This window comes from Pseudomonas azotoformans, assembly GCF_001579805.1.
GTDB lineage: Bacteria > Pseudomonadota > Gammaproteobacteria > Pseudomonadales > Pseudomonadaceae > Aquipseudomonas > Aquipseudomonas azotoformans_A.
Genome location: NZ_CP014546.1, coordinates 4,132,755 through 4,157,456, shown reverse-complemented (window position 1 = coordinate 4,157,456; position 24,702 = coordinate 4,132,755). Strand labels below are relative to the sequence as shown.

The window sequence follows — 24,702 nt, the reverse complement described above, 5'->3', positions numbered from 1 at the left end:
GCCGGGTTACCCACGGATTCAAGCCTGCGTTCGGCCAGCGTGTTTGACGGGGCGCCTAAGATCAAAATCAAAAGCACAGCGGCCTGACAGCCGGCTTGAGTGGTTGGATCAAAGGCGTTTTTTTGTGCGCCGCAAATTGCTTTTCTGTGGGAGCTGGCTTGCCTGCGATACATACACCTCGGTGAATCAGATAGACCCAGGCGATACATTCGCAGGCAAGCCAGCTCCCACATTTGACCGGGCTCGACCACACAATACCGGTCGGCTCTAAGGCCGCCGCGCTCTGCTTTTGCTTTGGCTTTTGATCTTCGGCGCCCCGTAAAACCACGCTGGCCGAACGCAGGCTTTGGAGCGTGGGTAACCCGGCAGGACGCCGGGTTAGCCGCGCTGGGCCAAGGATGGCCCATCGCGGCGGCCCACGCTCCAAAGCCGGAGTGAGGGCACACCGAGCCTAGGCGAGGTGCCGAGTGGTGGGGCGAAGGCCTTTTGCTTACTTTTGGGCCTTTCCAAAAGTGAGCCGCTGTAAGAGCGGAACCATAAGCCGCCGTTACCGAAGAAACGGATATGTACCCAAACAACCCGCTCAAGACACCACCTCCCCAACAACAACCCCATCCACCCACCACCGCGCCAACCCCAAAACATTGGGCGCCTTGAGCAACGTAAAGTGATTCCCCCCGCCATACCAAACCTGCAACCCACTCCCCTGCCGCCTCCACCCCTCAACCATCCCCCCCTGCTCCCGCTGATTCCCCGCCGCATCCAACGCCGGATCCTCAGCCAACACCAACCGCACCACACCGTTAAATCGCGCACCCGGCCGATACCGCGTACGCAACGCCGCCGCATAAGTCCGCGCCGGCCCATCCATCGCATCCACAGCCGACCGCCCCGGCAACAGACCAACGCCAACCATCCCTGCGTGTAACTGCCGCCGCTGCGCCACCTCATCCGCTCCTGCAAAATCCCCCAGATCAATCCCCAGCGACATACCCGCAGACAACTGCATCGCCTCAATCAACCGCATCAACGCAGCCGTCGTCGTATAAGGCCTGACGGCGCGCTCCGGAGACTCACTGTCAATCACCGTCAACGAAGCCACCTCCCGCCCCGCCGCCTGCAACCGCAACGCCATCTCCAGCGCAACCCAGCCGCCAAACGAATGCCCCACCAAATGCACCGCCCCCTGCGGACACTCCTGCTCCAACGCCTTCAAGTAACAAGCCGCCGCCACTTCCACCTGACTATGAGGCACCGCCTCACCGTCCAACCCACGCGGCTGCAAGCCAAACAACGGCCAATCGCGTCCCAGCGCTTCACTCAAGCCAATAAACCCGGTGACGCTGTCCCCCGCCCCCGGCACACAGAACACCGGCGCATACCCTGCCCGGCCACTCTGAATCCGCAGCAAGGGCTGATGCGGTGCCTGAACCTGCGGCGTGCACGTCACCAAGGCCTCAGCCATCGCCCGACCCAGCGCCTGGATATGCGGCGCCTGCATCATGCTCTGGTGATCCCCCGGCACCGCCGCCTGGCGCAATTGCCCCGGCGCCAACACCTCATTCCAACCCAGTGTTTCACTGCGCCGCGACAACTCGGTCGGCCGCTCACTCGCGCTGAACAGATGCACCGCGATCGGCAACGGAAACAGGCTGTAATGGGCCAGCGCATGCCCATGCCCCACTTCCCGCTCGATATAGTTCAAGAGGTCCGCATCCGTCGCCGCTGCCATTTGCGCGTGCAGCACACCTTCATCGCGACAACGTTGCAACAGGCCTGCAAAGTCCAGCTGTCCAACCTTCGCCTCCAACTGCCCAAGGCTCGCCAGTTCATCCACACCTCCCTGTGCTTTCCAATGCGCCGTGCACTGCAACAGCAAATGCCGCTTGAGCGCGTCCGGCCCGCTCCATCGCGCCTTGCCCTGGTCAGTCATGCGCGGTACGTAGCTGTCGATCAAGCCGAGGAACTCAACCGGTTCATCCAGCCCGAGCAGTTGCATCGCCACTTCATAGGCCAGCACTCCGCCGAATGACCACCCGGCAACCCGGTAAGGCCCATGGGGCTGAATGCCTCGGATCAACCCGACCAGCCGCGCAGCCAGACCTTCCATCGTGTTCAGATGCGGTTCGCCCAGCGCCACGCCCGGCAAGCCATAGATCGGATAGTCACCCGGCAGATGCTGGCCGAGCGCCGGGAAATACACGTCCATGCCGCTGAATTCGTGGACCAGGAACAACGGCGCTTGCGAACCACCGCTGCGTACCTTGATCACCGACATGTCACGCACCGGCTCATCCGTACGCTGGCGCAGCATCGCGGCAACGGACGCCACACTGGCATGCTGGAACAGCTCAGCCAGGGACACCTGCAACCCCGCTTCTTCCATCAGGTTGACCAGCCGGATCGCCAGCAATGAATGCCCGCCCAACTCGAAGAAACTGTCATGGCGACCAACCTGCTCCAGCTTCAGCACCTCGGTCCATAGCTGGGCCAGGGTGTGTTCCAGTCCATCGGCCGGTGCTTCAAACTCACGGCGGTTGAACGTGTCCAGGGCCGGCACCGGCAAGGCCTTGCGGTCGACCTTGCCGTTGGCGGTCAACGGCAGGTGATCCAGCGGTACAAAGGCCGACGGCACCATGTACTCCGGCAATTGGCTTTGCAGATAGGCGCGCACGCTGTCGAGGTCGACAGGCTGATCAGCCCAGGTGAAATAGGCCGCCAGCCGCTTGTCGCCCGGTGCATCTTCGCGAGCCAGCACCACCACGTCCTGGATACCGGCGAAGGTCGCCAGGCGCGCTTCGATCTCGCCCAGTTCGATGCGGAAACCACGGATCTTCACCTGGTCGTCATTGCGCCCGATGCAGTCCAGCAGGCCATCCGCCGTCCAACGGCCGAGGTCGCCGGTGCGGTACATCAAGGCGCCCTCACTCAACGGATCCCGTACAAACTTTTCAGCGGTGAGATCAGGTCGATTCAGATACCCCAGGGCCACGCCGTCCCCGCCGATGCAGATTTCACCGGTCACGCCCACAGGCACTGGCTGAAGGTGCGCATCCAGCACATGGATCTGCGTATTGGAAATTGGCCGGCCGATCGGCACGCTGTCGGCCTCCTCGGCCAGCGCGCGCACCTCATAGGTGGTGGCGTAGGTGGTGGTTTCGGTCGGCCCATAGCAATGCACCAGGCGCAACGCGGGCGCCTGGGCCAACAAGCTGCGGAAGGCGGCCGGGTCGGCACGCTCGCCGCCGCATAGCAGGATGCGCAAGCCCGCCAGGGCCTGGGGAATCAGCTGCACATACTGGTTGAACAAGGCCGTGGTGACGAACAGCACCGTTGCGTCCGCCAAGGCCACGCCGAAGGCTGCAGGATCCAGCAAGGTGGCGTGGTCGATCACCTGCACCTGGCCGCCGTTGAGCAGCGGGCCCCACACGTCCATGGTGCTGGCGTCGAATGCCGGGTTGGAGGCGAAGGCCACGCGGTCGCTGGCGTTGAAGTCGGCGTAGCCGTTGTTGATCACCAGCCGTGTGATGCCACGATGGGCCACCAACACACCCTTGGGCGTGCCGGTGGAACCGGAGGTGTACATGATGTACGCCACACTGTCCGAGGACTGCGACAGGTCGGGGTTATGGCTGGGTTGTGGGTCGAGGACCAAGGTGTCCAGGTCCAACCGCTGTACACCGTAGTCGACGGCCATATCGCTGCGGGTCAACAACCAGGCGGCGCCGCTGTCCTGCACCATGAAGCCCTGGCGTTCGACGGGTGCGTTGATGTCCAGCGGCACATAGGCGGCGGCGCATTTGAGCACGGCCAGTTGGCTGATCAGCAAGTCCAGGCAGCGCGGCAGCAGGATCGCCACGTTATCGCCGGGACGCAACCCAAGGCCCAACAGGTGATGGGCCAGGCGATTGGCACGGGTATTCAGCTCGCCATAACTCAGTGACTGCCCACCATGCAGCGCCGCCAATGCGCCAGGACGCGCCTGGGCCTGGGCTTCAAACAGGCGTTGCACCGTGTGTTCGCGCGGGAATGATCGCGTGGTGGCGTTGAAATCCAGCAGTTGCTGGCGTTCGGCAGCAGGCAGGATCGGCCAGTGGCTGATGCCCACCGCGCTGCCCTGTTCCAACGCCTGCACCACCTGCTCCACGGCAACCTTCAAGTAGCCGCACAACCGGCGTGCGCCCTGCCCCACGACTTTCAGCGAGAACCCCTCACCCAGGTCATCCACGCTCACTGACAGGCCGTAGTTACTGTGCTCTTCCGCCTTGAGCAGCCGAATGCCCTGCCATGCTTCGCTGGCAGCCTGCGGCGCACTGTGGCGATAGTTGAACAGCGTGTCGAACAGCGGCGTCGTCGCCGGCACGTCGCTGCAACGCTGGGCCAAGGCCAGCGGCGCCTGCTCATGGCTGAGCAATTGACTGAGACGTGCATGGGTGGCCCGCAGCGCGTCGCGCACCGAGTGTTCACCCAGGTCGACCCGCAGCGGCAAGGTATTGATAAACACGCCCATGGCCCGCTCGGCGCCTTCACCACCTTGCAAGCGGCCGAGCATCACGCTGCCGAACACCACGTTGTCGCGGCCCGAGACCTTGCCCAGCACCTGGGCCCAGGCCAGGTGCATCAGGCTGGCGGCGCTGACGCCGGATTGCCGCGCTTGGGTGCGCAGGCGTTGGCTCAATTCCGCATCCAGTGGGTGTTGAATCTGCTCATTTTCGCCCAGGCGTTCGACCTGGGTCGGCTCATCGATATCACCGAGCATTTCGCGGAAGAACACTTCGTGATCCTCTGCACCGACGCGGGTCTGGGCCACATAGTTGCGGTACGGCACCGCCACGCCCAAGGTGTGTTGAGTGCCCATGAGGAACGCCTGCATCTCCTGTTGCAGGATCTCCAGGGCGATGTGGTCCATCACCAGGTGGTGGAACAGCAACGAGGCACTGTGCGCATTGACCACCAGGCGCATCAATGGCGCTTGCGCCAGATCAAGCCGTTCCGGCACCGCGCCGTGTTCGACACGCAGAGACGCCTGGCGCCACACCACCTGCACCGGTTCTTCCAGGCCGTCCCAATGGAACGACGAACGCAGGATGTCGTGGCGCTGGATCACCGCCTGCAAGGCCAGGGCGAACGCCTCCAGGCGCTGTTGGCTGTCGAACGCAAATTGCGCGCGCAGCACATAGTCGTCAGCGCCCTGCACCGCGCGATGCTGATACAGCATGCCGGCCTGCAACGGCGCCAGCGGGTAGATGTCCTGCACGTTCGCCGCGCCGCCCGGAATGCAAGCGACGATACGCTCGATGGCCGGCTGATCCAGTTGGATCAACGGCAACATATCCGGGGTGATCGCGGTGCAATCAGGCGCGATGCGATTGGCCGGCACCGCCACTTCCCGGCCCCCACCCAAGGTCGCCGCCAAGGCCGACAAGGTCGGCTGACCGAACAACACCTTCACGTCCGCCGACAACCCGAGGCGGCGCATGCGCCCCATCAGGCTCACCGCGAGCAACGAGTGTCCGCCCAACTCGAAGAAGTTGTCGTGACGGCCCACGCGCTCCACGTTGAGCAACTCGGCCCACAGGCTGGCCAAGGCGATTTCCGTGTCGCCCTGGGGCGCTTCGTATTCGCGTACCACCACCGACTCCAGACCCGGCGCAGGCAAGGCCTTGCGGTCGAGCTTGCCGTTGGGGCTCAGGGGCAAGCTGTCGAGGTGCACAAAGATCGCCGGCACCATGAACTCCGGCAGGTGCTGCAACAGGTGCGCGCGCAACCCGTCGATCTCGCTGAAAGCCCCGGTGTAGTAGGCGATCAAACGATTGTCGCGGGCGATCACGGCGGCTTCGTTGACCGGCGGATACTCAGTAAGGCGTGACTGGATTTCCCCCAGTTCAATGCGCAGGCCACGGATTTTCACCTGGTCGTCATTGCGCCCCAGGTACTCGATCGTGCCGTCCGCCAGGTAGCGGCCCACGTCGCCGGTGCGGTACAGGCGACCGTCGGTGAACGGGTCCTTGAGGAAACGCTCGGCGGTCAATTCCGGCCGGTTCAGGTAACCCCGCGCCACTTGCACGCCGCCGATGAACAACTCACCGACCACCCCCAACGGCACCGGCTGCATCTGTGCATCCAGCACATACATGCGGGTGTTGGCGATCGGTTTGCCAATCGGCGTGTTGTCCGGCGTCACCGGGCCGGCGCAGTTCCACGCGGTCACGTCGACGGCGGCTTCGGTCGGGCCATACAGGTTGTGCAATTCGCTGCCCGGCAACTGCTGCTTGAAGCGCCGCACCAGGCTGCCCGGCAAGGCTTCGCCGCTGCACATCACCCGCACCAACCCTTTGGCTTGGCTGACATCGCCATGGGCCAGGAACACATCCAGCATCGACGGCACAAAGTGCAACGTGGTGATCTGCTCGGCGGCGATCACTTCGCACAGGTACGCCGGATCTTTGTGGCCGCCAGGACGCGCCATCACCAGGAACGCGCCGGTGAACAGCGGCCAGAAGAACTCCCACACCGACACGTCGAAACTGAACGGGGTTTTCTGCAACACCCGGTCATGGGCTTGCAGGCCATAGGCGTCCTGCATCCACAGCAGGCGGTTGACCACGCCGGGATGGTCGTTGATCACGCCCTTGGGTTGGCCGGTGGAGCCGGAGGTGTAGATCACATAAGCGCTGACGCCTTCCACACCGGGGTTGTCTTGACGTTGGTGCTGCCAGGTCGACCGGTCCAGATCGACCACCGGCACATCCCCCAGCAACCCGCGTGTCGCGCCCTGGGCCAACACCGCGACCGGCGCGCTGTCCTCCAGCATGTAGGCGATGCGCTCCAGCGGATACGCCGGGTCCAGCGGCACATAGGCGGCACCGGCCTTGAGAATCGCGTACAACCCGATGACCATCTCCAGGCCACGTTCCACACAGATCGCCACCCGTGAATCCGGCTGAACGCCGATGTCCAGCAGGTGATGCGCCAACTGGTTGGCCCGTGCGTTCAGCTCGGCATAGGTTAGTACCCGGTCATCAGCCTTGACGGCGATGGCATCCGGTGTCCGCGCCACCTGCGCTTCGAACATAGCGTGCACAGTCTGGTCGAGGTCGTAGGTCACCTCGGTGGCATTGAAGTCGAACAGCAAATGCTGACGTTCGCGCTCATCCACCAGCGGCACCTGTTCCAGCACCGCCTGGTCGTTATCGACCATGGCCTGCAACACACGGGTGAAATAGCCGACATAACGCTGCACCGTCGACTCATCGAACAGCGCCACCGCGTACTCCAGCGCGCCGATGATCGTGCCCTGCACTTCGCTCAAGTCCAGGGACAGGTCGAACTTGGCAAAATGGCTGTTCTCGACGATGCCTTCCAGGGCCAGGTCGCCCAAGGCCAGGGTCGGCGCGCTGCTGTCCTGCCAGGTCAACAGCGTCTGGAACAGCGGGCTGTGGGCCAAGCTGCGCGGCGGCCGGGTGATTTCTACCACCTGCTCGAACGGCAGATCCTGATGGGCCTGGGCTTCCAACGCCAGCGCCTTGACCCGCGCCAGCAGCGCCTCGGTGCTCAGCTCGCCGGAGGTGTCGATGCGCACGGCCAAGGTGTTGACGAACAGGCCGATCAGCCCTTCCACCTCGCTGCGCGTGCGATTGGCGACGGGCGAGCCGATCACCACGTCCTGTTGCCCGGACAGCCGCGCCAGTAAGGATGCCCAGGCACTCATCAAGGTCATGTACACCGTGGTGCCGTGGCGTTGGCTCAAGGCCTTGATCCCGGCGGTGAGGCGTTCGTCCAGGCGCACCTCGACACTGCTGCCGGCGTAGTCCTGTTGTGCCGGGCGCGGGCGGTCAGTGGGCAAGGTCAGCAAGGCCGGCGCACCGGCCAGCGCCTGCTGCCAATAGCGGCTCTGGCGATGCAGCACTTCGCCGCTCAGCCACAGGCGCTGCCACACGGCAAAGTCGCCGTACTGGATCGGCAGCGGCGGCAATGGGTCGGGCTGGCCGTGGCTGAATGCCTGGTACAGCGCCATCAACTCGCGGGTGAGCACGCCCATGGACCAGCCATCGGAGACGATATGGTGCAGGGTCAGCAGCAACACGTGGTGATCGTCGGCCATGACCATCAGGCGCCCGCGCAGCAACGGGCCGCGTTCCAGGTCAAACGGCGCCGAGGCCTCGCCGTGGATCAACGCATCCAGCGCCTGCTGGGGTTGCGGGTGGCGGCGCAGATCCTGCACTTGCAGGGGCAGCACGTCTTCGGCGGGTACGATCAACACTTGGGCGTCATCGCCGTGCTGGGCGAAGCGGCTGCGCAGGGTTTCGTGGCGCGCGACGATGCGGGCCAGCGCCCGTTGCAGCGCCTCGACATGCAACTGCCCACGCAAACGCAGGCCGATAGGAATGTTGTAGGCGGTGTTGGCGCCTTCCATAAGCGCCAGGAACCACAGGCGCTGCTGGGCAAAGGACAGCGGCACCTGCTCATCACGATTGGCCGGCAGGATATCCGGCAAGGTGCTGCGGCCGGACCGGGCCAGCACCTCGGCAACGGCCGCCAGTTCGGCATTGGCAAACAAATCGCCGAGCAGCAACTCGACGCCCAGGCGCTGGCGGATCTGCGAGACCATGCGCATCGCCAACAACGAATGCCCGCCCAGTTCGAAGAAGTGATCGCGACGCCCGACTCGCTCGACGTGCAGCACATCGGCCCAGATCTGCGCCAGCACGCTTTCGATTTCGCCTTCGGGGGCGGCGTACTCGCGGGTAAACACGGCGGCCATGTCCGGCGCCGGCAAGGCCTTGCGGTCGAGCTTGCCGTTGGCGGTCAGGGGCAGCGCGTCCAGCTTCACGTAGGCGACCGGGACCATGTAGTCCGGCAGGTGCGCTACCAGCTGGGCGCGGATGTCGCCCACGGCCAACGGGTCGAGTTGGCGGTTTTCGGTGAAATACGCCACCAGCCGCTCATCACGCACCAGCACCACGGCTTCCTGGATGCCTGCCACTTGGTTGAGCTGGGTTTCGATTTCGCCCAGTTCGATGCGCATGCCGCGGATTTTCACCTGGTCATCATTGCGTCCCAGGTACTCGATGTTACCGTCTGGTAACCAACGCGCCAGGTCGCCAGTGCGGTACATGCGCCCGGCGTTGAACGGGTCCTGCAGGAAGCGTTCGGCGGTCAATTCCGGGCGGTTCAGGTAACCCCGCGCCACGCCGTTGCCGCCCACGTACAACTCACCGGCCACGCCCAATGGCACCGGCCGCTGTTGCTCATCCAGCAAGTAGACCGTGGCATTGGCGATAGGCTTGCCGATATGCAGTGGCTGGCCCGCCTCGACCTTGCCCGACGTCGCAACCACGGTGGCCTCGGTCGGCCCGTAGTTGTTGATCAAGTCAAAGCGCTGCGCCCGGTTGAACTGCCGCAGGCGGTCGCCACCGATCAGCAAGGTGCGCAGCGTCGGATGTTCGATCTGCTGACTGAAGGCGTACTCAGCCACTGGCGTGGGCAGGAAGCACACGTCCAACGGCTGCGCGCACCACCAGGCCAACAACGCGTCGATATCTTCGGTGCCGTCATGGGCCGGTGGCAGGTGCAGGGTCGCGCCTACACACAGCGCCGGCCAGACTTCCCAGGCCATCGCATCAAAGCCGAACCCGGCGACGCTGGCGGTGTGGCGCCCGGCGCACAGGTCGAAGGCGTTGCAGTGCCAGTCCACCAGGTTGGCCACGGTGTGATGCTCCACCATCACGCCTTTGGGCAGGCCGGTGGAGCCTGAGGTGTAGATCACATAGGCGAGGTTGGACGGGGTGACTGCCACCGTGGGGTTGCTCGCCGAATGGTGCTGCCAGGTGTAGCGGTCGAGGTTGATTACCGGCACTTCCAGGGCCGGCAAGCGTGCGAGCAAGGCGTGCTGGGTCAACACCGCCACCGGGGCGCTGTCGGTCAACAGGTACGTGAGGCGCTCGGCCGGGTGCGACGGGTCTACCGGCACATAACAGGCGCCGGCCTTGAGGATCGCCAGCAAGCCGGCCAGGGTGTCCAGGCCCCGGCGCGCAACGATGGCAACGCGGTCGTCCGGCTTGACCCCCAGCGCCAGCAGGTGATGGGCCAGCAGGTTGGCTTGCTGGTTAAGTTCGGCATAGGTCAGCTGACGGCCCGAATGCACGGCGGCAATCGCGTCCGGTGTGAGGGCGGCCTGGGCTTCGACGCGAGCGTGCAGCGTGGTGCCCTGGGAAAAATCCGCTTGCGTGGCGTTGAAGTGTTCCAGCAGCAAACGCTGTTCATCGGCAGGCAGCACCGACACCTGATTGAGCGCCGTGTGCGGCGCCTGTTCCAACGCGGTCACCAGGTTGTCCAGGGCGGTTTGCAGGTAAGCGCAGACACGCTGTGGATCGACCTGGGTTGTCGCCAGCAGGCGCAGGATGAACCCGTCGCCCAGGTCATCCACGCTCAGGGTCAGCGGGTAGTTGGTGCGCTCATCCGAACGCAGCGTCTCGATGCCCTGCCACGCGGCCACGGCTTCGCTGCTGGTACCGGTGCCGCTGTGGCGATAGTTGAGCAACGCACTGAACAACGGCGTCGGCGCCACCACCCCACTGCACCGTTGCGCCAGCGCCAAGGGCGCGTGTTCGTGGCGCAACAGCGCGGTGAGGCGCGTGTGGGTGGCCTTGACTGCGCTGCGCAGGTCGCCGCCGCCCACGTCCACACGGAATGGCAAGGTATTGATGAAAATCCCCAAGGCGCGGTCCGTGGAATGTCCACCTTGCATACGGCCCATCAGTACGGTGCCAAACACCACTTGGGATTTGCCGGCCAGCACGCTCAGTACCTGGGCCCAGCCTAGGTGGAACAGGCTGGCAACGCTGACGCCCAGCGATCGAGCCTGGGCGCGCAGGCGCTGGTTGAGCGCGTCCGACAGCGGCCAATCCAGTTCATTGATCCCGCGGCCATCGCCCTGCACATCCTGCAAGCCGAAGGGCAAGGTCGGCTCGACCACATCGCCAAGCATCTGCTGGAAAAACGCCTCATGCTGTTGCTCGCTGACACCCAGCCGCGCCTGCGCCACGTAGTTGCGAAACGGCACGGCGTGACCCAATTGCCCGGCGTGGCCTTGCAGGAACGCCTGCATTTCATGGCGCACCACTTCCAGGGCACTGTGGTCCAGGGCCATGTGATGGAACAGCAGCATGGCGACGATGCGCCCCTGCGCCGGGTCCTTCGCCCAGGCCAGGCGCAGCAGCGGCGCCTGGGTCACGTCCAGCCGAAAATGGCGAGCATCGAAGCGCGCGTGCAGTTGAGCGGCGATATCGCCGTCGGCCGGGTCGAGTTCCAGCGCCTGCACCGGCAGCTGCGCGCTGCGCCAGACCACTTGCGACGGCTGTTGCAATCCGTCCCAGACCACGCCGGTGCGCAGGATGTCGTGACGGTCGATCACCCCCTGAAGGGCCAGGGCAAACGCCTCGAAACGCTCGACACTGTCGAAGGCGAATTGCGACTGCATCACATAGGGATCGCCCTGCTCGGTGCTGACGTGGTGAAACAGGATGCCTTCCTGCAGCGGCGCCAGCGGGTAGATGTCCTGGATATTCGCCACGCCACCGTCGACCGTGGCGACGATGCGGTCGATCTCCTCCTGGCTCAGCTCGGACAGGGTCAACATGGCCGGCGTGATCCGTTCGGCATTGGCCGGGATGCCATTGGCCGGCACCTCGTTAGCCGCCGAATACTCGCCGGCCTTGATCAGTTCGATCAGCGCCGGCTTGTGTTCACGCAAGGCGGCGAGGATCACCGGGTCGCTCAGCGCTTGCTTGTTGCCTTGCACCGACAACTGCTCGCCCTTGAGCGCAAGTTGCACATCCTTGGTTTTCAGCGTCGCCAGCAGTTCGAGAATGCTCACAGGACGATCTCCATTCGTTCAGTCATCGCGGCGTAGCCAGCCAGGGTCGGCTGTTCGAACAACGCACGCACATCGGCTTCCATGCCTTCCTGGCGCAAGCGCCCGATCAAGCTCACGGCGAGCAGCGAGTGCCCGCCCAGTTCAAAGAAATTGTCCTGGCGCCCTACCCGTTCCACGTTGAGAAGCTCGGCCCAGAGTTGCGCCAGGAGGATTTCGGTGTCGCCCACCGGGGCTTCGTACTCGCGCACGGTCAAGGCTTCGCTGCCCGGCGCCGGCAAGGCCTTGCGGTCGAGCTTGCCATTGGGGCTCAGCGGCAACGCGTCGAGGTGCACGAACAGCGCGGGCACCATGAAATCCGGCAGGTGGTGCAGCAGGTGTTCGCGCAGGTCCGTTGCCCGAACGCCGGTGTAGTAGGCGACGAGCCGGTCTTCGCGAGCCAGCACGGCGGCCTCGTTGACCTGTGGATGTTCCAGCAAACGGGCCTGGATCTCGCCCAGCTCGATGCGCAGGCCACGGATCTTCACCTGGTCGTCGTTGCGGCCCAGGTACTCGATATTGCCGTCGGGCAGGTAACGCCCCAGGTCGCCGGTGCGGTACAGGCGGCCATCGGTGAACGGGTCCTTGAGGAAACGTTCGGCGGTCAATTCCGGCCGGTTCAGGTAACCGCGTGCCACTTGCACACCACCGATGAACAACTCGCCTACTACGCCCAGAGGCACTGGCTGCAGCTGTGCATCGAGCACATACATCCGGGTGTTGGCGATGGGTTTGCCAATCGGCGTGTTGTCCGGCACATCCGGGCGCGCGCAGTTCCAGGCGGTCACGTCCACCGCCGCTTCGGTCGGGCCGTACAGGTTGTACAGGCCGATGCCCGGCAGTTGCTGCTTGAAGCGCCGCACCAAGCTGCCCGGCAAGGCTTCGCCGCTGCACATCACCCGCACCAGACCGGCCGCTTGGCTCACGTCGCCATGGGCCAGGAACACATCCAGCATCGACGGCACGAAGTGCAGCGTGGTGATCTGCTCAGTGGCGATCACCTCGCACAGATAGGCCGGGTCTTTATGCCCGCCAGGACGCGCCATCACCAGGCACGCTCCAGTGAACAGCGGCCAGAAGAACTCCCACACCGACACGTCGAAGCTGAACGGGGTTTTCTGCAACACCCGGTCGTGGGCCTTGAGGCCGTAGGCGTCCTGCATCCACAACAGGCGGTTGACCACGCCAGGATGGTCGTTGATCACGCCCTTGGGCTGGCCGGTGGAACCGGAGGTGTAGATCACGTAGGCGCTGAGGGCCTGCACCTGTGGGTTGTCAATGGATTGGTGTTGCCAGGTCGGACGATCCAGATCGATCACCGGCGCGTTGCCCAGCAAACCACGCGTGGCGCCTTGGGCCAGCACCGCGACAGGCGCGCTGTCTTCCAGCATGTAGGCGATACGTTCCAGCGGATACGCCGGGTCCAGCGGCACATAGGCGGCACCCGCCTTGAGGATCGCGTACAGGCCGACCACCATGTCCAGGCCGCGCTCCACACAAATCGCCACCCGCGAATCGGCTTGCACGCCCATATCTATGAGGTGATGCGCCAGTTGGTTGGCCTGCGCGTTCAGTTCGGCGTAGGTCAATGCCAGCTCACCTGCCGTGACGGCGATGGCGTCCGGTGTGCGCAAAACCTGCGTTTCAAACAGGCCGTGCAAGGTCTGGTCGAGGTCATAGGCGACCTCAGTGGCGTTGAAACCCGACAGCAGTTGCTGACGTTCCTGAGCCTCCAGCACCGGCAGGCGATTGACCGCCAACTGCGGCGCCTGCTCCAGCGCGTCGACCAGCCCTTGCAAGGTCACTTGCAGATAACCGCAGAGGCGTTGCGCGCCAATCGACTTCGCGGTCATGGCAGTGAGACGGAAGCCGTCGCCCTGGTCGTCCACGTTCAGCGTCAACGGGTAGTTGGTGCGCTCCTCGCTGGCCAGGGTCTGGATGCCTTCCCAGGCCTGGGAGACTGGCGCCTGCTGGCTGTCGCTGTGGCGATAGTTGAGCATCGCGCTGAACAACGGCTGCGGCGCGGCGACACCACTGCAACGCTGGGCCAGCGCCAGGGATGCGTGTTCATGCCCGAGCAATGCAGTCAACCGCGCATGGGTCTGCTTGACCGCCACGCGCACGCCGCTGCCATCGATGTCCACGCGCAACGGCAAGGTGTTGATAAACATGCCCAGCGCACGGTCACTGCCTTTACCGCCTTGCATGCGCCCCAGCAACACAGTGCCGAACACCACGTTTTCCTGGCCTGAAGTGCTGGCGAGCACCCGCGCCCATGCTAGATGGAACAGGCTGGCGGCACTCACGCCGAGCAAGCGCGCCTGGGTCCGTAGGCGCTGGTTGAGCGTTGGGGCCAGGTTCAGCTGGACCTCTTCGATAGCATTACCGTCGCCGCGCACATCCTGCAGGCCGAATGGCAAGGTCGGTTCGTTGATATCGCCGAGCATCCCACGGAAGAACTGTTCGTGCTCCTCTTCGCTGACACCCAACCGCGCCTGGGCCACGTAGTTGCGGTAAGGCGTGGCGTCGCCAGCAGGTTGTGGTTGCCCGAGCAGGCTGGCCTGCATTTCGTGGCGCACACCGTCGAGGGCGGTGTGGTCGAGGGCAATGTGGTGGAACAACAGGATCGCGACCACGCGCTGATTGGCCGGGTCCGGCGCGTACACCAGGCGTATCAGCGGCGCCTGATTCATCGGCACACGGTACTGGCGCGGGTCGAAGCGCTGGTGCAGTTGGTCGATCACGTCTGCCTGCACCTGCAAGCGGGCCTCGCGCCACACCACTTGCAGCGGCTGGGCCAGGCCTTCCCAGACCACGGCGGTGCGCAGGATGTCGTGACGGTCGATCACCTGTTGCAGCGCCTGGGCGAAGGCATTCAAGCGGTCGAGACTGTCGAACGCCAGATGCGATTGCAGCAGGTAAGGGTCGCCCTGACCCGCGCTGATGTGGTGGTAGAGAATGCCCTCCTGCAACGGCGCCAGCGGATAGATATCCTGCACATTGGCGGCGCCACCGGGCACCTGGGCGACGACGTGGTCGATGGTCGATTGGTCGAGTTGCACCAAGGACAACAGGTCCGGGGTGATGCGCTGGCAGCCCGCCGGAATACGGTTTTCCGGCACCGACACATCGCGCCCACTGCCCACGGCAGCCGCCAGTGCGGCCAGGGTCGGCTGGCTGAACAGCACGCGCACATCGGCACTCAGGCCGACCTGGCGCATGCGTTCGATCAGGCTGACGGCCAGCAACGAATGGCCGCCCAGCTCGAAGAAATGGTCATGGCGCCCGACCTGCTCCACTTGCAGCACCTCGGCCCAAATGCGCGCCAGGGTGCTCTCAACCTCGCCTTGGGGTGCTTCATAATCGCGCGTCAGCAACGCCGCCTGATCCGGTTCCGGCAACGTCTTGCGGTCGAGCTTGCCGTTGGCGGTCAGGGGCAAGGTCTGCAGCTTCACATAGGCGACCGGCACCAGGGCATCCGGCAACTGGGCTTGCAGTTGCGCGCGCAGGGTGTCGATATCCACCGGTTGTTGCTCGGTGAACCAGGCAATCAAGCGCCCTTCGCGCACCAGCACCACCGCCTCACCGACGCCGTCCAGTGCGGCCAGGCGGCTTTCGATTTCACCCAGTTCAACCCGCACGCCACGCACTTTCACCTGGTCATCTTTACGCCCCAGGTACTCGATATTGCCATCCGGCAACCAGCGCGCCAGGTCGCCGGTGCGGTACATGCGGCCCTCGTTGAACGGGTCTTGCAGGAAGCGTTCGGCGCTCAGGTCCGGACGGTTCAGGTAACCACGCGCCACGCCGCTGCCGCCGACGTACAACTCGCCCGCCACACCCACCGGCACCGGACGCAAGTGCGCATCCAGCAGGTAGACGCTGGCATTGGCGATGGGCCGGCCGATATGCAGCACCTGCCCGGCGCGCACGCGGCCGGAGGTGGCAACTACCGTGGCTTCGGTGGGGCCGTAGTTGTTGATCACTGCAAAGCGGCGTTCCTGGGTGAACTGGCGCAGGCGATCACCGCCAATCAGTAGAATGCGCAACGTGGAGTGTTGCAGGTTCTGGCTGAAGGCGTATTCGGCCACAGGCGTTGGCAGGAAGCTGACGTCCAGCGGTTGCGCCAGCCACCAGGCGAGCAGCTCATCGATGTTTTCATTGCCTATATCGGCCGGTGGCAGATGCAGGGTGGCACCCACGCACAGCGCCGGCCAGACCTCCCAGGCCATCGCATCAAAACCAAAACCGGCGACGCTGCTGGTGTGGCCCGTCGCAGCCAGGCCAAAGGCCTCGCAGTGCCAGTGCACCAGGTTTTCCACGGTGCGGTGTTCCACCATCACACCTTTGGGCTGGCCGGTGGAGCCGGAGGTGTAGATGACGTAAGCCAGGTGCGCCGGGGTCAACGCGCTGAGTTGCGGGTTGCTGACGGCCTGCTGCTGCAAGCGCGGATCGTGCAGGTCGAGGGTGGCAACCGCGCCCAACAGGTCGCGGGTACTGGCTTCGGCCAACACCGCCACGGGGGCGCTGTCTTGCAGCAAGTAAGCGATGCGCTCGGCGGGATACGCCGGGTCGATAGGCACGTAGCCGGCACCGGCCTTGAGGATGCCCAGCAAGCCCACCAGCATCTGCGGACCGCGACGGCAGCACAGGGCGACGCGATCGTCGGGCTGCACGCCCTGTTGCAACAGATGATGGGCCAACTGGTTGGCGCGAATATTGAGCTGCTGGTAGGTCAGCGATTCGCCGTCTTGCACCACGGCGATGGCGTGAGGTTGGCGCTCGGCCTGGACCTCGAATGCCCCATGCACCGTGTGGCCCTTGGGGAAATCGCTGGCGGTGGCATTGAACTCGCGCAGCAGGGTTTCGCGCTCCGCTGTCGGTAGGATCGGTAGCTGGGTCAGCACAGTCTTCGGTGCGTTTTCCAGCGTCTCGACCAACTGTTCGACAGCGTTATGCATATAGGCACACATGCGCTGGGCACCGATCTGCGGCAGTGCCAAGACGGTCAGGCCGAAGCCTTCGCCCAGGTCATCCACGCTCAAGGTCAGCGGGTAGTTGCTGCGTTCCTCACCACCGAGCAGTTGCACTCCTTCCCAGATGCCATGGCCGTCGCGGGCCATTTCGCCAGGCGTGCTGTGGCGGTAGTTGAGCAAGGCACTGAACAGCGGCGAGGCATTCGCCACGCCGCTGCAACGCTGGGCCAGCGCCAGGGACGCATGTTCGTGGCCAAGCAAGGCGCTCAAGCGCCCATGGGTCGCCTTGACCGCAACCGCAGCCGGCGCGGCTACATTGACCCGCAGCGGCAAGGTGTTGATGAACATGCCCAGCGCACGGTCCGCGCCGTCACCGGCTTGCATGCGGCCCATCAATACGGTGCCGAACACCACGTCGTCACGCCCGGACACCAGGCCCAGTACCTGCGCCCAGGCCAGGTGCATCAGGCTTGCCGCGCTGACGCCCAACTGCCGCGCCTGTTCGCGCACGCGCTGGGCCAGCACGGCACCCACCGGCCATTCGGCTTCTTCGATCTCACGCCCATCGCCCTGCACGTCTTGCACGCCGAACGGCAAGGTCGGCTCATCCACGTCAGCGAGCATGTCGCGAAAGAAGGCTTCGTGTTCCTCCACGCTGACACCCAGGCGCGCCTGGGCCACGTAGTTGCGGAACGGCGCCGCCTCGGGCAAGTCCTGCGCCGGGTTGAACAGGAACGCACGCATCTCCTGGCCCACTACTTCCATGGCGGTGTGGTCCAGCGCCAGGTGGTGGAACAACAGGATCGCTGCGACGCGGTTATGCTGCGGATCCTGGGCGTAAACCATGCGCAGCAGCGGCGCCTGGGTGATATCCAGGCGGTAATGGCGGGCGTCGAAGCGCGCGTGCAGTTGTTCGATGACGTCGCCGTCCGCCGGGTCCAGCGCGATTTCCTGCACCACCAGTTGCGCCTCGCGCCACACCACCTGCACCGGGCTGTCCAGCCCTTCCCAGACCACGCCGGTACGCAGGATGTCATGGCGGGCCACCACCTTTTGCAATGCGCCCATGAACGCGTGCAGGCGCTCGATACTGTCGAATGCCATGCGCGATTGAAGCAGGTACGGATCACCCTGCTCGGCACTGATGTGGTGGTAAAGAATGCCTTCCTGCAGCGGCGCCAGCGGGTAGATATCCTGCACGTTCGCCGCACCGCCCGGCACGTTCGCGACGATACGCGCAATAGCCGTCGGGTCGAGCTGTACCAGGGTCAGCATGGACGGCGTGATCTGGGTGCAACCCACTGGAATGCCGTTGGCCGGCACCACGACTTCCCGGCCACTGCCCACGGCGGCGGCCAGCGCCGCCAGGCTTGGCTGGCTGAACAACACACGCACATCGCAGCTGAGGCCGACCTGGCGCATGCGCTCGATCAGGCTGACCGCCAGTAATGAATGCCCGCCCAACTCAAAGAAGTGATCGTGACGGCCCACGCGGTCGAGCTTGAGCACGTCCTGCCAGATCTGCGCCAGCTGGGTTTCCACTTCGCCTTCCGGCGCTTCGAAGCCACGGCTGAGCAGCGCACTCTGGTCCGGCACCGGCAGGCCCTTGCGGTCGAGCTTGCCGTTGGCGGTCAGCGGTAGCAGCTCCAGCCACACATAAGCCGACGGCACCATGTAATCCGGCAGTTGGCCTTGCAGGTGGGCGCGCAGTGTTTCGATGTTCAATGGTTCACTGGCGGTGTAGTAGGCCACCAGGCGTTTGTCGCCGGGCTCGTCTTCACGGGCCAAGACCACAGCGTCTTTTACGCCGGGGAAGCTGGCCAGGCAGGTTTCGATCTCGCCGGGTTCAATCCGGAAACCACGGATCTTCACCTGCAGGTCATTGCGCCCCTGGTACAGCAAGGTGCCGTCGACCTGCCAGCAGGCCAGGTCACCGGTGCGGTACAGCAGGCCTTCACTAAACGGGTTCGGGATGAATTTTTCGGCGGTCAGTTGCGGCTGGTTCAGATACCCCTTGGCCACGCCCGAGCCGCCGATGTACAGCTCGCCCACCACGCCCAACGGCACGGGTTGCTGGCGCGGGTCGAGCACGTAAGCCTGGGCATTCGCTATCGGCCGGCCGATGGGAATGCCGCCCTCGCCCACCGAGGTGATCTCGAAGGTGGTGGAAAAGGTGGTGGCTTCGGTGGGGCCATAGCCGTTGAGCAGGTGTTGAGGTTTACCGTGTTCAAGTACGCGGCCAATCACCTGCGGGTCGAGCACATCGCCGCCAACAATCAGGTAGCGCAGTTGGCGGAACACCGGCATCAGCGCGTCGGCGTACTGGTGGAACAGCCCGGCGGTCATCCACAACACGCTGACGGATTGCTCCTGCAATAACGACGCAAACGCCGCCTGGGACAACAGCACGCCATGCTCGACCACCACCACGCAGCCACCATTGAGCAACGGTGCCCACACGTCGAGGGTGCTGGCATCGAACGCCGGGTTAGAGGCAAACGCCACGCGGTCGCGCGCGTTGAATTCGGCGTAACCGTTGTTGAGCACCAGGCGCGAAATGGCGCGGTGCGGCACTTGCACGCCTTTGGGCGCCCCGGTGGAGCCGGAGGTGTAGAGGATGTAGGCGACGCTTTCGGCGGACTGCGGCAGTTCAGGGTTACGCGGCGACTGGGCGTCCAGGTTCAGGTCGGCCAGGTTGTTGAGCACCCGGTGCGCACCACTGTCCTGCACGATAAACGCTTGGCGCTCGACCGGCGCGTTGACGTCCAGCGGTACATACACCGCGCCGCACTTGAGGATCGCCAGCTGGCAGATCAGAAGATCAAGGGAACGCGGCAGGGCAATCGCCACGCTTTCGCCCGGTTGCACGCCCTGGCTGAGCAAGTGGTGGGCCAGGCGGTTGGCATGCCGGTTAAGATCGCGGTAGCTCAAGGACAGCTGGCCATGCACGGCCGCCACGGCTTCCGGACGGGCCAGCGCCTGGGCTTCGAACAGCTGATGCACGGTGAGCTGGGACGGGTATTCACGGGCGGTGGCGTTGAAGTCCACCAGCAATTGGTGACGCTCGGCGGCCGGCAGGATCGAGACTGCCTGCAACGGCGTGGTCGGCGTCTGCTGCAACGCGGTCACCAGATGGCGCAACGCGGTGAGCATGTACTCACCCACGCGTTGTACATCGAGGGTCGCGACGCCCTGTACGGTGAGCGCGAAGCCCGTGCCCAGGTCATCGACGTTGAGCACCAGCGGGTAGTTGCTGCGTTCTTCGGAGCTGAGAATCTGGATACCGGAGGCGGCGAACGGGCTGTCCCCCGGCGCCTCCCCCGGTGCGCTGTGGCGGTAGTTGAGCAAGGTGCTGAACAGCGGCAACGAACCCGGCACGCCGCTGCAACGCTGGGCCAGGGATAACGAGGCGTGCTCATGCCCGAGCAACTGTGCCAGGCGCGCATGGGTGGCGCGCACGCCGGCTTGCACGCCGACCGTGCCGAGGCTGACCCGCAACGGCAAGGTATTGATGAACATGCCCAACGCGCGGTCGGCGCCCTCGCCGCCCTGCATGCGGCCCAGCAACACGGTGCCGAACACCACATCCTGTTGGCCAGACACCTGCCCCAGCACCTGGGCCCAGGCCAAATGCACCAGGCTTGCAGTGCTGACACCCAGTTGCCGCGCCTGTTCGCGCAAGCCCAGGCTGAGCGCCGGCTCCAGCGGTAGGTGGGCGTCGAGGATGCCACTGCCGTCGCCATTCACGTCCTGCAGGCCGAAGGCCAAGGTCGGCTCATCGATATCGCCGAGCATTTCGCTGAAGAAGGCTTCGTGCTGGGCCTGGCTGACGCCGAGTCGCGCCTGGGCTACATAGTTGCGGTACTGCACGGCGTCCGGCAGTTGTGCGCTGTTGCCGGACAGGCTGGCGCTCATTTCGTCCACCAACACCTGCAACGCGGTGTGGTCCAGCAGGATATGGTGCAACAGCAAGATGCCGACAAAACGGCCCTGCTCTTGCGAGTAGGCGAAGCGCATCAGTGACGCGCGGGTCAGGTCGAGGCGGAAGTGACGCGGGTCGAAGCGTTGCTGCAATTGGGCAAGCGACTCGTCGCAACGCTCAACGGCCAAGGTCGCCTGGCGCAAGACCACCTGCACCGGCTCGTTGAGGCCCTCCCAGAGAATCGCGGTACGCAGGATATCGTTGCGTTCGATCACGCTGTGCAGTGCCTGGATGAACGCGTCCACCGCCAATTGGTCGTTGAAACTGAACTGCACCTGCAACACGTAGGGATCGCCCTCGGTGGTCGCCAGGTGATGGTAGAGAATGCCGGCCTGCAACGGCGCCAGGCCGTAGATGTCCTGCACGTTGCTGAGGCCACCGGGTACGCTCTGGATGATGTGGTCGAGCGCCGCCTGGTCCAGTTCCACCAACGGCACCATGTCCGGGGTGATGTGCTGGCTGGCCTGCGTGATCAGGTTGGCCGGGACCTGCACCTCCTGTTGCCCACCCACGGCTGCGGCCAGTGCCGCCAGGGTCGGCTGGCCGAACAGTACGCGCACATCGGCGCTGAGGTCGACCTGGCGCATGCGTTCGATCAGCTTGACGGCCAACAGCGAATGGCCGCCCAGTTCGAAGAAGTTGTCGTCACGGCCGACCTGGTCGAGCTTGAGCAGGTCTTGCCAGATCGTGGCGATGGCGGTTTCCACCGCGCCTTGTGGCGCTGTATAGCCGCGACGGGCCAGGGCGTCGGCATCCGGCGCGGGGAGTGCCTTGCGGTCGAGCTTGCCGTTGGTGGTCAGCGGGAATTTATCCAGCTGCACAAAGGCGCTGGGCACCATATGCTCGGCCAGACTCTGCAGCAGATGGTCGCGCAGGTCGGCTGCCTGTAGTTCGCCTTCGGCAATCACGTAGGCCACCAGGCGCTTGTCGCCCGGGTCGTCCTCACGGGCGATCACTACGGCATCACGTACGCCAGGAGCCGTGGCCAGGCGCGCTTCGATCTCGCCCAGTTCGATGCGGAAACCGCGGATCTTCACCTGGTCATCGTTGCGCCCCAGGTATTCGACGCTGCCGTCGGCCAGCAGGCGGCCGAGGTCGCCGGTCTTGTACAGCCGCTGGCCGGTGGCCGGGTCGGCCAGGAAGCGCTCGGCGGTCAGTGCTTCACGGTTGAGGTAACCGCGCGCCACCCCGGCGCCGCCGACGTATAACTCACCGACCACCCCCAACGGCAGCGGCTCGCGACGCGCATCCAGCACGTACAGCTGCAAGTCGGGAATACGCACGCCAATCGGGCTGACGCCAACTAATTGCGCATCCGCCGCTTCAAGGGCGCGATAGGTCACATGCACGGTGGTTTCGGTGATGCCATACATGTTCACCAGTTGCGTCCCGGCGTTGATCGCCCGGGCGTACCACGGCTTGAGCATGCCCGGCTCCAGCGCTTCGCCGCCAAAGATCACCTGGCGCAAGGAGTGGGATTGCGGGTTCTGGCTCTGTGCCGCGATCAGTTGGCGGAAGGCGCTCGGCGTCTGGTTGAGGATGCTCACACCCGCTTCGCACAGCAGCGAATAGCATTCATCCGGCGAACGGCTGACCAGTTGCGGCACGATCAGCAACTGGCCGCCGTGCATCAGCGCGCCCCAGATTTCCCACACCGAGAAATCGAAGGCGAACGAGTGGAACAACGCCCATACATCGTTGGCGTTGAAGCCGAACCAATGCTCGGTGGCCGTGAACAGTCGTGCGACCTGGCGGTGTTCGATCATCACGCCCTTGGGCTGGCCGGTGGAGCCGGAGGTGTAGATCACGTAGGCCAGGTGGGCCGGGCTGACCCTGACCCGAGGGTTGACGAGGGACTCACCGCGCAAGCCATTCAGGTCGATCTGTGGCAGGTCGCCGACCAAGTGACGCGTGTTGGCTTGCACCAGCACCGCCACCGGCGTGCTGTCGGCCAGGGTGTAGGCAATGCGCTCCAACGGATAGGCCGGGTCGATCGGCACATAGCCGGCGCCCGCCTTTAGGATACCGAGCAAGCCAATGATCATGTCCGGGCCGCGCTCCACGCAGATCGCCACGCGGTCATCCGGGCAGATGCCTTGGGCCAGCAGGCGATGGGCAACCTGATTGGCGCGCTCGTTCAGCTGGCGGTAGGTGAGGTGCTGGTTGTCGAAGCGCAAGGCGATGGCTTCGGGCTGGGCGGCGGCGTGGGTTTCGACTTGCTGATGGATCAGGGCGGTGTCGGCGTAGTGCGCGGGGCTTTGATTGAGGCTGTGCAGCAGGGTGTGGCGTTCGGTGTCGGGCAGGATATTCAGGCCGCTGAGCGGCATGTCCGGTCGTTGCTCCAGGGCATCAGCCAGGCTTGCCAGGGCGGTGTGCAGGTAAGTGGCAACCCGTTCAGCACCAATGGACGCGTCGACCATCACGGTCAGCGCGAAATCCTCCCCCAGGTCATCGACGTTGACGGTCAGCGGGTAGTTGGTGCGCTCCTCGGCGCCCAGCACACGGATGCCCTCGGCCACCTCGATCACCTCGGCCATGTCCGTGGCGGCGCTGTGGCGGTAGTTGAGCATGGCGCTGAACAGCGGCGTCGGTGCCGCCACACCACTGCAACGCTGGGCCAGCGCGAGGGACGCATGTTCGTGATTGAGCAAGGTGGTGAGGCGTTCATGGGTGGCCTTGACCCCGGCACGCACGCCCTGTTCGCCCACATCCACACGCAGGGGCAAGGTGTTGATGAACATGCCCAGGGCTCGTTCACCGCCCTCGCCCGCGCCCATGCGGCCGAGCATCACGGTGCCGAACACCACTGCATCACGCCCGGAGACCACGCCCAACACGCGGGCCAGCGCCAGGTGCATCATGCTCGCCACGCTGACGCCAAGGGGGCGTGCCAGAGCGCGCAGGCGGCGGCTCAGTGTGCCGTCGACGGGGATGCGTGCCTCGTCGATGCCCAGGCCATCACCCTGTACATCCTGCAAACCGAAAGGCAGCGTCGGCTCATCGATGTCCGCCAGCATCTCGCGGAAGAACGCTTCGTGGGTCTGCTCGCTGACGCCATGGCGTACCTGGGCGATGTAGCTGCGAAACGGCACCGGCTCACCAGCCTGGGCGTGCTCGCCGGCCAGGTACAGCTGGATTTCATGGCGCACCACGTCCAGGGCGGTGTGATCGAGGATGGTGTGATGGAACAGCAGCGTCGCCGCCACCCGCCCAGTGTGCGAATCCTCGGCAAACACCAGTCGCAGCAGCGGCGCCTGGCCCAGGTCCATGCGATAACTACGCGGATCGAAATCAACCGCCTCGCAAGACAGGCTCGCCTTGCGCCACACCACTTGCAACGGCTCGTCGAGACGCTCCCAGACCATGGAGGTGCGCAAGATGTCGTGACGATCGATCACCCATTGCAGCGCTTCGGCAAACGCCTCCAGACGCCCACGGCTGTCGAACTCGAACTGCGCGTGCAACACGTACGGATCGCCCTGCTCCGCCGACAGATGGTGGTACAGCATGCCTTCCTGAAGCGGCGCCAGTGGGTAGATATCCTGCACATTCGCCGCGCCGCCGGGGATGGCCGCGACAATCCGGTCGATGGCTGCCTGGTCGAGGCTGACCAGGGGCAGCATGTCCGGAGTGATGCGGTAGGCCGGGCTCAGCCAGTCGCCGCCATGTTCGGCCACCAGTTCGAGCAGCCGGGGCTTGTGGGCGATCAATTGATCCCACAGCGCATCGTCCATTGCTTCGTCATCGCCCAGGATGATCAGGTCGCCTTCTTCCAGTTGCAGACGGATCGCATGGGTGGAAATCGCTGCCAATAATTCGCTGAACTGCAT

The 24,702-nt window shown here is 64.7% G+C and carries 2 protein-coding genes; both read right to left on the bottom strand.

The genetic code is table 11. The annotated features are described in order from the left end of the window. Window positions 1-583 precede the first annotated feature (583 nt). On the bottom strand, window positions 584-11,878 hold the full coding sequence (locus AYR47_RS19250) for a non-ribosomal peptide synthetase (protein ID WP_061436352.1): 11,295 nt from the start codon (window positions 11,876-11,878) through the stop codon (window positions 584-586). Further along, window positions 11,875-24,702: a non-ribosomal peptide synthetase gene (locus tag AYR47_RS19245; RefSeq protein ID WP_061436350.1), complete on the bottom strand. Its 12,828-nt coding sequence runs from the start codon at window positions 24,700-24,702 to the stop codon at window positions 11,875-11,877. Before AYR47_RS19245 ends, AYR47_RS19250 begins: the two co-directional genes overlap by 4 nt.

Bases quoted from the DNA above. Each gene is read 5' to 3' on its own strand.
- AYR47_RS19245 (WP_061436350.1), bottom strand. From the start codon at position 24,702: ATGCAGTTCAGCGAATTATTGGCAGCGATTTCCACCCATGCGATCCGT.